This is a genomic window from Gammaproteobacteria bacterium (genome assembly GCA_022340215.1).
In the GTDB taxonomy this organism is placed as follows: Bacteria; Pseudomonadota; Gammaproteobacteria; order JAJDOJ01; family JAJDOJ01; genus JAJDOJ01.
This window is the reverse complement of sequence record JAJDOJ010000139.1, coordinates 1-13,669: the sequence shown is the minus strand read 5'-3', so window position 1 is coordinate 13,669 and position 13,669 is coordinate 1. Positions and strand designations below refer to the sequence as shown.

Annotated in this window: 11 protein-coding genes; 5 read left to right on the top strand and 6 right to left on the bottom strand. The window is 62.9% G+C overall.

What is annotated here, in order from left to right:
• The 4 genes from LJE91_10025 to LJE91_10010 all read left to right on the top strand — a co-directional run.
• The coding region (locus LJE91_10025; GenBank protein ID MCG6869040.1) for a formylglycine-generating enzyme family protein at nt 1–270 on the top strand (270 nt) is incomplete at its 5' end.
• Between the two features lie 526 nt (nt 271–796).
• Nucleotides 797–1,693, top strand: a complete 897-nt coding sequence (locus LJE91_10020) for a PfkB family carbohydrate kinase (GenBank protein MCG6869039.1) — start codon at nt 797–799, stop codon at nt 1,691–1,693.
• Nucleotides 1,690–4,119 (top strand): sucrose synthase, encoded by a 2,430-nt coding sequence (locus LJE91_10015; protein ID MCG6869038.1) that lies wholly within the window; start codon nt 1,690–1,692, stop codon nt 4,117–4,119. The genes LJE91_10020 and LJE91_10015 overlap by 4 nt, the downstream gene beginning before the upstream one ends.
• A gap of 194 nt (nt 4,120–4,313) precedes the next feature.
• Nucleotides 4,314–4,880 carry a hypothetical protein gene (locus LJE91_10010; protein MCG6869037.1) on the top strand — a complete coding sequence of 189 codons (567 nt, stop codon included), beginning with the start codon at nt 4,314–4,316 and terminating at the stop codon, nt 4,878–4,880.
• Nucleotides 4,881–5,103: 223 nt separating this feature from the next.
• Here LJE91_10010 and LJE91_10005 read toward each other — a convergent pair whose 3' ends face one another.
• From LJE91_10005 to LJE91_09980, 6 genes are all read right to left on the bottom strand, one after another.
• Nucleotides 5,104–6,435, bottom strand: a complete 1,332-nt coding sequence (locus LJE91_10005) for a sensor histidine kinase (protein ID MCG6869036.1) — start codon at nt 6,433–6,435, stop codon at nt 5,104–5,106.
• Nucleotides 6,432–7,097: a response regulator transcription factor gene (locus tag LJE91_10000; GenBank protein ID MCG6869035.1), complete on the bottom strand. Its 666-nt coding sequence runs from the start codon at nt 7,095–7,097 to the stop codon at nt 6,432–6,434. The genes LJE91_10005 and LJE91_10000 overlap by 4 nt, the downstream gene beginning before the upstream one ends.
• Before the next feature lie 73 nt (nt 7,098–7,170).
• Nucleotides 7,171–7,500, bottom strand: coding sequence for a DUF3240 family protein (locus LJE91_09995; protein ID MCG6869034.1), 330 nt, complete (start codon nt 7,498–7,500; stop codon nt 7,171–7,173).
• Between the two features lie 12 nt (nt 7,501–7,512).
• Complete coding sequence (locus LJE91_09990; GenBank protein MCG6869033.1) at nt 7,513–10,686, bottom strand: CusA/CzcA family heavy metal efflux RND transporter; 3,174 nt, start codon at nt 10,684–10,686, stop codon at nt 7,513–7,515.
• A 2-nt stretch (nt 10,687–10,688) separates the two neighbouring features.
• Nucleotides 10,689–11,792: an efflux RND transporter periplasmic adaptor subunit gene (locus LJE91_09985; GenBank protein MCG6869032.1), complete on the bottom strand. Its 1,104-nt coding sequence runs from the start codon at nt 11,790–11,792 to the stop codon at nt 10,689–10,691.
• Nucleotides 11,789–13,078 (bottom strand): TolC family protein, encoded by a 1,290-nt coding sequence (locus LJE91_09980; GenBank protein ID MCG6869031.1) that lies wholly within the window; start codon nt 13,076–13,078, stop codon nt 11,789–11,791. The genes LJE91_09985 and LJE91_09980 overlap by 4 nt, the downstream gene beginning before the upstream one ends.
• Nucleotides 13,079–13,397: 319 nt before the next feature.
• Between LJE91_09980 and LJE91_09975 the strand changes: the two genes are divergently transcribed.
• Nucleotides 13,398–13,669 (top strand): N-acetylglutaminylglutamine amidotransferase (locus LJE91_09975; protein ID MCG6869030.1); only part of this gene is annotated, 272 nt, incomplete at its 3' end.

The following is a 13,669-nucleotide window of genomic DNA, read 5'->3' as shown; positions in this document are numbered from 1 at the left end:
GTGGGTCGCAAGGCCGCCAACGCCTGGGGCCTCTACGACATGCTAGGCAATGTCTGGGAGTGGACGGCGGATGCGTGGCATGAGGACTATACGGGGGCGCCGGACGACGGTTCGGTTCGGGAGACTGATGAAGCCGTCGCGTTGCGCGTCTTCCGCGGCGGTTCCTGGTACTACGAGGCGCGCTACTGCCGGTCGGCCTGCCGGGTCCGGAACCACCCGGACGAGCGCGACGTTTACCTTGGCTTCCGTCCTGCCCGAGTTCAGGCGTGAGCGGGTCGGGCCAGGCTGGAACGGAGCGTTCGCGGTCCAGGATTGGGCCGAAGCGGAGCCGGCCCACCCTGGACCGGGGACGGGACGCAGTTCGCCGAGAGATTCGGACCAGGCGCCGCTCAGCTCGGCGCCAAACTGGTCAAACGGAAGGGAGATCGGTTGGGCAATGCGCAATGTGTTGTTGCATGGCATCCAGCAATGCGCTTGTATGTCCAAGCATCCAAGGAAGGTGGTAATAACCTGCAAAGTCGCGAAGCGGACTGTGATGTACGCGGCTGGCGCGGCGAAACTCCGCAAGATTTCGTGATAATGGCGGCCTCGGCAAGGGGCGAATAGGCATCCAGTCACGCTGATCTTTTTGAATTGGGGCGATTATGCTTCCGGATACATATTCCAGATCTGGTCCGCGGCTTCCTATCTGACCGCACATGAGGTGCTGAATGACCACAGTCTCGTCGACGTCTACACGCCCGAACACTGGCGTCCGGCCAAGCGCGAGCCAATCAGTTCTTGAGCAGGTATACCGATGAAACAGATCCCCGAAAATCCACCACTCGTCTTCGGCGAGGTCCTGTTCGACCGCTTCCCCGACGGCTCGTCGGTCCTGGGTGGGGCGCCGTTCAACGTGGCGTGGCACCTGCAGGCCTTCGGCCGCTCGCCCGTGTTCGTCAGCCGGGTCGGGCAGGATGCCCCGGGGCGCCGGATCCTGGCGTCGATGGAGTCCTGGGGTATGTCCCCCCGTTTCGTGCAGCGCGACGCCGGCCATCCGACCGGTGCGGTGGACGTGATCATGGAGGGAGGCAGCCACCACTTCGACATCGTGGCGGACAGCGCCTGGGATTATATCGGCCCCGATGACATCGACTGCCTTCCCGCCGCGGGCTTGCTGTATCACGGGAGTCTGGTCGGCAGGAGCGATGTTTCGCGCGCGACACTGGCGAGCCTGAAGCGTCAGACCGGATTATCGACGTTTATCGACGTCAATCTGCGCGATCCGTGGTGGGACACCGATTCGGTGCTGGGGCTCCTGCGGGACAGCCGGTGGGTCAAACTCAACGACGAAGAGCTGCGCACGCTGGCTCCGGAACGCCACGGTATCGAAGCGGGTTCGGAATCGCTGCAGGCCCTGTGCAACATCGATACCCTGTTCGTGACGCTCGGCGGCGAAGGTGCATTCGTTCGAACGAAGGCGGGGGAGACCTTTCGCGTCGGGACAGGCGCGCAGGTGTCGGTGGTCGATACCGTCGGCGCGGGAGACGCCTTCGCCTCGGTGCTGCTGCTGGGACTGGGATTGGGGTGGGGGATGCAGACCCTGCTGGATCGCGCGCAGTCGTTTGCCTCGGCCATCGTCGGGATGCGTGGTGCGACCGTGGATGACGAGGCGTTCTACCAACCCTTTATCGACGCATGGGGGCTGTCATGAGTATCAAGGGAGAACACCTAGGCGATCCGCTGGTTGCGCTGGGAGACTATCTCAAGAATTACCGCAGCGAAGCTCGCCACATGCTGCACAAGTTGCAGTCGCTCGACCGGCAGTTTCTGCTGCGCAGCGACCTGCAGGACACGTTCGAGAGCGTCTGCGCCCAACCGGGGTGCGAACACCTTCGCGATACCCCGCTGGCGAAGGTCGTGGGCTGGGCGCAGGAGGCCGCGATCGACGCCGCCTGGATCTACGTCGCCTTGAGGGCGCGCGTTGCGCGCTGGCGATACATCCGCATCCATTTCGCCACCATCGATCCCGAAGTGATCCCGGTCGAGGAATTTCTGAAGTTCAAGGAGGGCCTGGTGGACGGTGGAGATGGACGACCCGCCGTGGATCCGCGGCTGGTCGAGGTGGATCTGGAGCCGTTCTCCCGGGAGTTCTTCAAGCTCCATGAGGCGCGATCGATCGGTCGCGGGGTCGAATTTCTCAACCGCCGGTTGTCGAGCCGGTTGTTCGAGGAGCTCGGCAAGGGCGATCGGCGGCTGCTCGACTTCCTGCGGGTCCATCGCCACCGCGACCAGCAACTGATGCTCAGCAAGGACATCGAAGACGTGCGTGCGATGCGTTCGGCGCTGCGTATGGCGGACGACTTCCTGAAGCGGCAGAATCCAAAGGCGGGCTGGGACCAGGTCGGGCAGGAACTGCGTCGTCTCGGTTTCGAACCCGGCTGGGGCGCCGACGTGTCGAGGGTCCGAGACACCATTCACCTGTTACTGGATATCCTCGAGGCGCCTTCTCCGGACAATCTGGAAGCGTTCCTGGCACGGATCCCGATGATCTTCTCAGTAGCCATCGTCTCCCCGCATGGCTGGTTCGGACAGAGCGATGTCCTGGGGCGCCCGGACACCGGTGGGCAGGTGGTCTACATACTCGATCAGGTGCGTGCCCTGGAGGCGGAAATGCTGCGCCGTAATCAGGAGCAGGGTCTCGACATCGAGCCGCGCATCGTCATCCTCACCCGCCTGATCCCGCAAGCCGATGGAACGACCGCCAACCAGCGGATCGAGCGTGTGGCGGGGACGCAGTTTGCGCGGATCCTCCGCGTACCTTTCCACAACGCCGACGGGGAGGTCGTCCCGCAATGGATCTCGCGATTCGAGATCTGGCCCTATCTGGAACGGTACGCGACCGACGCGGAACGCGAACTGATGGCCGAACTCAGCGATCGTCCCGACCTCATCGTCGGCAACTACTCCGACGGAAACCTGGTCGCCTCGCTGATGGCCGGCGATCTGGGGGTGACGCAGTGCAACATCGCACACGCGCTGGAGAAGACCAAGTACCTTTATTCCGATCTGTTCTGGCGGGACAACGATCCTCACTACCATTTCTCCTGCCAGTTCACCGCCGATCTCATTGCGATGAATCAGGCGGACTTCATCATCACCAGTACCTATCAGGAGATTGCTGGGACGGACGACACGATCGGGCAATACGAGGCGCATTCGGCCTTTACGCTTCCGGGCCTGTATCGCGTCGTGCACGGCATCGATCCCTTCGATCCCAAGTTCAACATCGTTTCCCCCGGCGCCGATCCCGATGTCTATTTTCCCGCCTCGGAACGCCATCGCCGCCTGAGGCATCTGCTGCCGGAGATCGAGGCGCTGATCTACGGCGGGTCTGACGGGTGCAGTCGGGGCGAGCTGTCGGATCGGGACAAACCCCTGCTGTTCACGATGGCACGCATGGACCGGATCAAGAACATCGCTGGCGTGGTGGAATGGTTTGGCCGCAGTAAGGCATTGCGCCGCGAGGCGAACCTGCTCGTCGCTTCCGGGCACATCGACCCCAACCGCTCTCTGGACAACGAGGAACGCGAACAGATCGAAAGGATGCACGTACTGATTGATGAGTACGCGCTCGAAGGCGAGCTGCGATGGATCGAGGGGCAGGTCGACAGGGAACGCAACGGAGAGATCTATCGATACATCGCAGACAAGCGCGGTGCGTTCGTTCAGCCGGCAGTGTTCGAGGCATTCGGGTTGACGGTAATCGAGGCGATGGGGTCGGGTCTGCCGACCTTCGCCACCTGTTTCGGTGGTCCTCTGGAGATCATCGAGGACGGTGTGTCGGGATTTCACATCGACCCGAATCACGGTGAGCTGGCGGCCGAGAAGATCGCCGCATTCTTTTCACGCTGCAAGGACGATCCCTCATACTGGGCCCGCATTTCCCAAGGTGGAATCGATCGCGTCGAGCAACGCTATACCTGGAAGCGTTACGCGGAACGCATGATGACCTTGTCGCGTGTCTACGGTTTCTGGCGTTACGTGACCGATCTGGAACGCTCGGAAACGCGGCGATATCTCCAGATGTTCTATGCCCTGCAGTATCGACCGCTGGCCGCAGCGATGGAAACGACGTAAGCGAAATTGCCACACTGTCATTGCCCGTGCGGCAAGGCCCGTCGGGCCAGTTTGATCCGAACCGATTTTTTTTACAGGAAGTCCCCGATTTTGCTGGATTTCATACCGTTTCGTTCCTACTCTAATAGGGACGGCGTTTTTCACCTGGCTGTGCATACGGTGAACGTTTTGGGGCGAGGAGACGGAGACAGCAGATGGCAGCAAAAAAAAGCAATGACGAATTGGACGATCAGGGTTTTGTCAGCACGGTGGAGAAAACCGGTGCGTCGCTGGTGGACGAGGTAAGACAGCTGTTCGACGGGTTGACGGAAAAGGTGTCCGGCATGGCCAGCGCAGCCGCGGATGCGACCGCTTCCGTTGCGGGGAAGGTGAGTCACGAGCCGGCGGACCTGCTCAAGACCGTGGTGAAAGAGGTGAAGGATGCGGGCGAGACCTCGGTCAAGACCATCGGAGATACCTTCGAAGCCCTGCGTGAGCAGATCATGAGCGCCGTGTCGAGTAAACCCAAGAAGAAGACAGCGCCGAAGAAGAAAGCCGTTGCAAAGAAGAAGGCGGCATCGAAGAAGAAGGCCGCGCCAAAGAAGAAGGCGGCACCGAAGAAGAAGGCGGCACCGAAGAAGAAAGCCGCGGCAAAGAAGAAGGCCGCGCCAAAGAAGAAGGCGGCACCGAAGAAGAAGGCCGCCCCAAAGAAGAAGGCCGCCCCAAAGAAGAAGTCGGCACCGAAAAAGAAGGCTGCGCCAAAGAAGAAGGCAGCGATCTGAAAAAGGGCCTGAGACACGGTTCGGGGCCGGTATCCGGCCGAACCCGCGCGCCGTTTCGTCAAGCGTCGTGTAAGGATGAGGAAAGCACACCGGACTGCGAGTCCGGCGTGCGTTCTGTTTCGCCTGGGTGTGGCATCGCTTGGGGAGCGCTGGATCCCGAGCGCTGCAGTCGGAACCCTGATACCCTATTCGATGCGAGCATCCGCAGCTTGTTTCCCGGGTCTCACGGTGTGACGGGCATACGGATATCGACCCGAAATCCGCCGAGATCCTCCGATCTCCCCAGGGTCAGTTCACCACCGTACTGAGTCACGATATCTTCCACGATCGCGAGCCCGAGCCCGTGGCCCGGACTCGATTCGTCGTTGCGTTCACCTCTCCCGAGCAGGCGTTCGATCTCTGCCTCATCCACACCGGGTCCGTCGTCCTCGACCCGCAGGGTCAATCCATCCCCTGCTGCGACGGTGATCCTGACGACGGACCCTGCCCACTTGCTGGCGTTGTCCAGCAGGTTTCCGAAAAGCTCCAGCAGGTCTTCACGATCTCCACTCAATGACGAGGTATCGGGGAGCGATACCTCGTACGCCAATCTTTTCTCGACATAGATCTTCTTCAATACGTCGATCAGTCCGGGCAACTCACGGGCGACGTCGAACCGCTGGCTGGCGGAGACCGACGTCCCCGCCAGGCGTGCGTGTTTCAGTTCGCGTTCGGCGATGGTGCGAATCTTGCCGATGGCGTCGCGCATGGCGGTTGCGGTTTCCACACCCACCTGCGGATCGAGGCGTGAGAGGGTCTGTGACAGCAGTGTGAGCGGTGTTTTCAAGGCATGGGCCAGATTGCCCAGTGCATTGCGATGCCGTTGCATGCGTTGCCGCATGACCCCGAGCAGGTGGTTGATCTCTTCCACCAGGGGGAGGATCTCCCGCGGGACGTTGGTTGTCAGGGTGTCGACCTCTCCGCGGTCGAGGCGCTGGCAGTCGTCTCTCAGTTGCTCGAGTGGTCGCAGACTGACGCGGATGATAAAGCGCTGGGCGATGACGAGGACCGCGAGCAGGCAAAGCGTAACGAGGGTGAATCGCAGACGGAACTGGTTGATGTGCTGTTGCAGCGCGGTCATGTCCTCGGCCACGGTGATCCGCACCGGTCGTCCCTGCCTGGCGAATTCCGCCGACCATGCCAGCAACGGCTGCCCCCCGGGGCCGGTCAGTCGCCAGGTGCTCACGAGCCCGGTGGGTCGGCCCGCCAGGTTAAGGTCTTCGTCCGCGAGGGAAGGCGAACGGGCGCGGTGATTCTCCGCTTCGATCAGGTAGTAGTGCCCTGAGCAGGGCTTGTCATAGACCGGGGCGCTGTGGCCCGGCATCAGGATGGGTCTGCCGTCGCCATCGAATCGCAGGCCCGACAGCAGACTGTCGCCGTCATGTTCCAGACGCGACAGTACGTACTCCTCGGTCAAATTCCGTGGCGCCCGGCTGGTGACCAGCCAGTGCAGCCCGAACAGAACGACGACGCTGATGATCAACCAGACGCCGAGACGCGTCTGAAGTGAGCTCACTCATCTGCTCCGAAGACATAGCCTTGTCCCCGCAGGGTGCGAATCAACGCTTTCCCGCACTTCTGGCGAAGGCGGTTGACGTAGACCTCGATGACATTGCTGTCGCGTTCATCGTCGTATTCGTAGAGGTGCTCGGCCAGACGGGACTTGGACAGAATCTTGCCTTGATTCATCATCAGATAGCGCAACAACCTGAACTCCGTCCCGGTGAGCTGATGGTTTTTGCCTGAGGGAGTCCTAACCGTCTGGTGTTCCTCGTCCAGGGTGAGTCCCGCGGAGGACAGTGCGTTGACAGACTTGGTTACACTGCGTCGTATGACCGCCTGTATCCTGGCGAACAGTTCCTGGGTATGGAACGGTTTGCTCACGTAGTCGTCCGCACCGGCCTTGAAGCCTTCCACCTTTTCATGCCAGGCGTCGCGTGCGGTCAGGATGATCACGGGTGTTTCGATCCGGACGGAGCGCAGATTGCGCAACACCTCGAGTCCCGGGCGGCCGGGCAGGCCGAGATCGAGCACGAGCAGATCGTACGTCTCCTCGCGTGCCATGTGCTCGGCGTCGATACCGTTGTCGGCCACGTCCACCGCGTAAGCTTCAGCGCGCAATCCCTGTTGAAGTTCGGTTGCCAGTCCCTGGTCGTCCTCGACCAGAAGTATGCGCATGGATGAGTCCGGCTCCTGTTATTTTAAGTCAGGGATCGAAGACTCCCGGCGTCTGTTCCGGAAGCGGGCGCCCCTATTCGCTCGTATCCGTTTTCAGCAATGGCATCAGCCAGGATTCTATCTCAGCCCCGGGCAGATCCCGTCGAAGATCCCTCAGCAGTCCCCCGGCCGTGTGTTCGGAGGTGCGCACCTGAAACATCAGGCGCCGCTGTCGGCCGGTAACCTGCTCCACAACGGAGAAATTGGCATGGTCACGGCTGAAACTCCGGACTTCTTGCTGCGTGAAGGTCGAAATCTCTGCGCGTGTCAGGAGAAGGTCAACGATCGTGTCCTCGAGTTCCTGGTCGACGATCAGGATGAGCAGACAGTCCTTCACCGCGCGGCCCCGCGGCGGGTCAGCCACGCGCTGAAATCGTCACGAAGCATGGGTATCCTCCCGCATCTGCGTAGTATGGACGGAAATCGCCGGTCGTTGAGCATCTGCCTCGCCGCGCGAACGAGTCCAGCCCGCCACTGCGGACGAATCGGGTGAGGTACCGTAGCGCCGGTACAGTATCGGCAGCAGAATCAGCGTCAGAAGTGTCGAGGTGATCAGGCCGCCGATCACGACGACCGCTAGCGGTTGCTGGATCTCGGACCCGGGTCCGGTGGCGAACAGCAGGGGCACCAGGCCGAAGGCGGCGATGCTGGCGGTCATCAGCACCGGTCTCAGCCGCCTGTTGGCGCCCTCGCGGACGATCTCCTCCAGGGGGTGGCCAGCGCAGTGGAGCTGATTGAAATAGGTCACCATCACCACCCCGTTCAGGACCGCGATCCCCAGCAGGGCGATAAAGCCCACAGAGGCCGGCACGGACAGATACTCGCCGGAGATCCAGAGCGCGAACACCCCGCCGATCAGCGCGAAGGGGATATTGAGCAGAACCAGTATCGCCTGCCGCAGGGAACGGAAGGTGGTGAACAGCAGCAGGAAGATCAGCCCGATGGCCACCGGCACCACCAGCGCCAGGCGTCGGGCGGCACGCTGCTGGTTCTCGAACTGTCCGCCCCACTCGAGGTAGTATCCCGTCGGAAAATCGACCTGGTCGGACACCTTGCTGCGCGCCTCTTCGACGAATCCCACCAGGTCGCGATCACGGACATTGGCGATCACCACCGCCATCCGGTTCCCCTGTTCGCGCCCGACGTACACCGGTCCCTCCACACGTTCGATCGCTGCGACCGTGGACAATGGCACCAGCCGGCCGTCCGGGAGGGTTAGGCGCAGGTTGGCGAATTCCGACGGCGAGGCTCTCAGGTCCTGGGCACCCCGCAGCAGCAAGGGCGTGCGTCGCACGCCCTCGAAGATGGTGCCGACCTGGTCGCCTTCCAGTTGACTGCGCAATTCGGCGGCCAGCAGGTCCACGTCGATACCGAGGCGGCCCGCTGCCAGGCGGTCGACACTGACCGTCAGATACTGCACGCCTTCGTTCTGCGTGCGGTACACGTCCTCGGCTCCATCGATGCCACCGATCAGGGTGGTGATCTCCTCGGACAACCGGTTAAGTATCTCGAGGTCTCCCCCGAAGATCTTGATCGCCACGTCACCCCGTACCCCGGTCAGCATCTCCGACACCCGCATCTCGATCGGTTGTGTGAACACGTAGGCCACGCCGGGGAAGTCGTCCAGCACCTCGCGCATCTTGTCGATCAGGGATTCCTTGCCGGGAGACTCCCATTGATCGCGGGGCTTGAATACGAGAAAGGTATCGGTCTGGTTCAGTCCCATCGGGTCCAGCCCGATCTCGTCGCTACCGGTGCGTGCCACGGCGCTTTCGATCTCGGGAACCTCAGTCAGCAGGGCCTTCTGCACCCGCAGGTCGATCCCCAGCGATTCGGAGAGGCTGATCGATGGCAGTTTCTCGAGCTGGACAATGATGTTGCCCTCGTCGAGCGACGGCATGAAGGTCTTGCCGATCTGCGTAAACCCGAATCCGGTGACGACGAGTGTCGTGAGGGCGGCGCCGATGACCAGCCGTTCATGACCCAGGGCCCAGTCGAGCGATGGCCGGTAGATCTTCTGTATCTGCCGAACCAGCCAGGGCTCTTCGTGGCCCACCTTTCTGATCAGGTAGGAGGCCAGTACCGGGATCACGGTCAGCGACAGGAGCAACGAGGAACTGAGCGCGAACACGATCGTCAGGGCCACCGGGATGAACAGCTTGCCCTCCAGTCCCTGCAGGGTAAGCAGCGGCAGAAAAACGATGACGATAACCAGGATACCCGCGGTGACCGGCACGGAAACCTCGCGCACCGCACGATAGATCGTGTGTAGCCGGGGCAGGGGATTTCCGGGGCCGGCAAGAGCAAGCTGCGCGACGACGTTCTCCACCACCACCACCGCCGCATCCACCAGCATACCGATGGCGATGGCCAGTCCCCCGAGGCTCATGAGGTTGGCTGACATCCCGAATCCGCGCATCAGGATGAAGGTGGCCAGTGCGGCCAGCGGCAGGATCAGCGCCACTGTCAGGGCGGCGCGCAGGTTGCCGAGCATCAGGACCAGCAGGATCAGCACCAGGACGATGGCCTCCTCCAGGGCCCGGGTCACGGTGTTCACCGCGCGTTTCACCAGTTCGCTGCGATCGTAGAACACGTCGAGTTTGACCCCCTCCGGCAGTGCGGGCTCGAGCTCGGCGAGCTTGGCGCGCACGCCTTCGACGACCTCGCGGGCGTTGGCCCCGCGCAGCCCCAGCACGAGTCCCTGTACCGCCTCGCCACGGGCGTCGCGTGTGACCGCCCCGTAGCGGGTGAGGGCCCCCATGCGCACTTGCGCCACATCCGCCACACGCACGGGGATACCCTCACTCGTGGTGACCACAATCGCACGCACGTCATCCAGTGTTCTGACCTGGCCTTCCGTACGGACCAGGAGGGTCTCCTCGCCTTCGACCAGTCTTCCCGCGCCGTCGTTGCGGTTGTTTGTTTCCAGCGCGGCGCGCAGTGCGCCGAGGCTCACCCCCCTGGCATTCATGTCTGCGTTGTCGGGTACGATTTCGAAACTGGTCACCTGACCCCCCAGCGCATTGACGTCCGCGACGCCTGGCACGGTACGCAGGGCGGGGCGAATGACCCAGTCCAGCAGACTGCGTCGCTCCATCAACGAGAGATCCCCGCCCTCGATGGTGAACATGAACATCTCCCCCAGCGGGGTGGTGGCGGGCGCGGTACCGCCGCTGATGCCGGGAGGCAGTGCGTCCTGGATGCCTGCCAGACGCTCCGCCACCTGCTGGCGCGCCCAGTAGATGTCGGTTCCGTCGGCAAAGTCGACGGTGATGTCCGTGAGTCCGTACTTGGCCGTCGAGCGCAGCATGACCTGATTGGGGATACCCAGCATCTCCACCTCAATCGGTGCGGTGATGCGCGATTCCACCTCCTCGGGCGTCATGCCGGGCGCCTTGATGACGATCTTGACCTGTGGCGAGGAGACGTCGGGGAAGGCATCGATCGGCAACTGCTGGAACGCGGTTATTCCACCACCCACCAGCAGCGCCACCAGCAGCAGAATGAACACCCGCTGGGTCAGGGCGAACCGTATCAGTCGCTCCAGCATCATTACTCGCCGCCTCCAAGCCCCATCCAGGCGGCCTTGATGGCGGCGAGGCCCGAGACCGCCACCGAAGCGTCCTTGCCGAGGTCCCCGGACACGACAACGAAGCCGTCCGCCCGTCCGATGACCTCGACCGGGACGGCGAGGAAACCGAAAGATTCGCGAACGAACACCATCTGATCCTTGCCGCTGTAGATCAGGCTGCTTTCGGGAATCCGGAACCGCTGTCCACCACCGCCCAGTCTGAGGCGGACCTGGACGAACTGCCCCGGGCGAAGACACGGTGTGCTCCCGAGCGTTTCGGCGAGTACCGTGACCGTCTGCGTATCGGGTTCCACGAAACGGTGGATGTGCAGGACCCGGGCCTCGCTGTCATCGCAGGGGAGTTCCACCACGGCGCCCGGTTCCACGCCTTCGAGTCGCTCCAGCGGCACGCGGATCTGCAGCCACAGCGGATCCAGTGTGGCGATCCGGACAAGGGGTTCGGAGAGTTCCACCCGTTGTCCGAGTACCGCCATGACGTCCAGTACGACTCCGTCGCCGGGGGCCTTGACCTCGAGCGCACTGGAAAGGGTCCGGTCCTCCGACAGCTTCTTGACCGACGCCGCGTCCATCCCCCCGAGCATCAGCGCCTGGCGTCGCTCCTGAAGGGTGTCGTTGGCCTCGTCGCGCCGGGCGCGCGTTGCAAGAAATCGCCTCTCGGGGATGATGCCTTCTTTGTGCAATTGCCCGTCGCGCTTGAACTCGGCTGCGGCCAGCCTGCTTTCGGTCACGGCCTGCAGGAATTCCCGCTGCAGGGTGACCAGCGCCGGGCTTTCCAGCAGGGCCAGCACCTCGCCCGCCTCGACCTCCTCACCTTCGCCCGTCAGCACCTGCGTCACCAGACCCGCGGACGGCGCGCTGACGACGCTTTCCTGCCGGGGTGGAATGCTCACACGCGCCGGCAGACGATCGCTGGTGACCCACTGAGCGGCCTCGACCGGCGCCAGGTTGATGCCCAGCCTCTCCATCTGTTCCTGGCTGATGGGAATCTCGTGTGATGCCCCCGCCAGGACTGACCAGCCCGCCAGTAGCAGCGGTGCAAACTCGCGAAGCCTGACGGGGATCATGGCAGTTCTCCTGCGGCCTGGTTGTAGCGGGAGATGGCTCGCTGAAGCATGATCCGCAGTTCCTTCTCACGCCGTTCGGCCGCGAACGCCAGTTTCTGTACCAGAAGCAGAGCCACCAGGCCCGACTCTCCGGCCTTGAAGGCCACCGTGCCCAGGCGAAGGTTTTCCCGGGAGACCCGATTCTGCTCCTCGGCGAGCGCCAGGGCGTCCCGTGCCGATTCCACGCCGCGTCGCGATTCAGACAGCTCGAGCGTCAGCTTCCGCTTCCTGATCTCGTACTCGGCCTGTGCGTCGGCACGGGCGCGTTCCGCGGCGGCCTGCGCCGGGCCGGTATGTGTCCGGGTCCCGATGGGCAGGTTCAGTGCTAGCGCCACTCGCGTGTTGAAGTCTTCGTCCGAGGTGCCGCGCTCGCCGTTCCCGCCCAGGAACAGCTCCGGCGAACCGCCGCCCCGGCGCCGGGTCGCGTCCAGTTCCGCCACCGCACGACGGGCACTCGCCGAGGCCTGGGCCAGGCCGGGATGGCCCTCGGGCACCGAGGTGATCTCGACCGGTGTTTCTGCCCGCCTGCGAGGCAGTCGAGACAGGCCGGTCAGTGTCTGGTATCGCTGCATCGCGTTCTCGAGTTCCGTTTGAGCCGTCAACAGCTCGACGCGCTTGGTCAGGGTCGCGTCCCGTGCAAGTAAACGGTCCGTCACCGCCAGTTCCCCGAGTTCCACACGCCGTTCGATATCCTTCTCGAGTGCCTGGGTGGTCTCCCATTCCTTGCGGGCGATCTCCTCGTTGTTCCGCATGAGTGCCGCCTCCCACATTCGTTCACGCACATCGCCGGCGATTTCCAGCAGCAACGCGCGACGGTCCTGATCGAGGGAATGGGTCGCGGACTCCGCCACTTCCCGCGCCGCGCTACGCTGTCCCGGTTTCCAGAGGGGTAACGCGACGCCGGCTTCCCACTCCCGAAAGCCCTCGTCGCTGCCGATCCGGTCCGTCTTGTAGAGACCTGCGAGGGAGGGGCTGTCCGCGAGCAGGCTGCTCGCCTTCGAATCGAGCGCGTTCACCTCCTGTGCAGACGCGTCGAGCGCTAGTTGTCGAGGATCTCGGGCGGCGGCGGATTCGACCGCCTCACGCAATGTCGGCGGAGGGGCGCTGCCAGCCGACGTGACGGTCGCCACGGTGCTAAGCGCCAGCATCAGCAGCCCGGGTAGCGCGTCACGTACGGCCTCGCGCCACGGGACGCGAGGCCCGTGTACTCGCGGTGTCCTGTTTTTCGGTTCAGGTTGATCTCTCATGGGGGCGCATTAGATCCGAACAAGCTGAATCCAGGCTGAAATACCGATCCCTGCTCGAGGGGGTGGTTCGACGGAAACCCCATTCAGCCCGAAGTAAGGTTGAAGTAAGGTTTGGGAATTAGAACATATGCAAAAAGAATGGATTTTTGCTGTATTCATCGCTGAACGACGCTCGTTTCCGGAGGTCTGGAGTTGCTACCATAACGATCCCGCCGCGAAGAAATCCACGCTTCCCTGACATTCTCGATCAGATTCCTTACACTGCGCGGGAACCCCGCGATCACTAACCTCCCCTTTTCCGGATCGCCAGGAGTATCCCATGTGTGGAATCTGCGGAGAGATCCGCTTCGATGGATCGCATCCGCCGGTAGAAATTCTGCGGGCGATGAACTCGGTGCTCGTACCGCGCGGGCCGGACGCCGGCGGACTCTTCCAGATGAATCACATCGCGGCCGGACACCGCCGCCTTAAGATCATCGACCTATCCGAGCATGCGCAGCAGCCGATGGTGGACAACGAGCTCGGCCTCGGGCTCGTGTTCAACGGCTGCATCTACAACTTCCGGGAACTGCGCGCCGAGCTGCGCGCGCT

Excerpts from the sequence above, each read along its gene's own strand:
- LJE91_10015 (MCG6869038.1), top strand. The coding sequence starts at position 1,690 with ATGAGTATCAAGGGAGAACACCTAGGCGATCCGCTGGTTGCGCTGGGA.
- LJE91_10000 (MCG6869035.1), bottom strand. The coding sequence starts at position 7,097 with ATGCGCATACTTCTGGTCGAGGACGACCAGGGACTGGCAACCGAACTT.
- LJE91_10020 (MCG6869039.1), top strand. The coding sequence starts at position 797 with ATGAAACAGATCCCCGAAAATCCACCACTCGTCTTCGGCGAGGTCCTG.
- LJE91_09990 (MCG6869033.1), bottom strand. The coding sequence starts at position 10,686 with ATGCTGGAGCGACTGATACGGTTCGCCCTGACCCAGCGGGTGTTCATT.
- LJE91_10010 (MCG6869037.1), top strand. The coding sequence starts at position 4,314 with ATGGCAGCAAAAAAAAGCAATGACGAATTGGACGATCAGGGTTTTGTC.
- LJE91_09985 (MCG6869032.1), bottom strand. The coding sequence starts at position 11,792 with ATGATCCCCGTCAGGCTTCGCGAGTTTGCACCGCTGCTACTGGCGGGC.
- LJE91_09980 (MCG6869031.1), bottom strand. The coding sequence starts at position 13,078 with ATGAGAGATCAACCTGAACCGAAAAACAGGACACCGCGAGTACACGGG.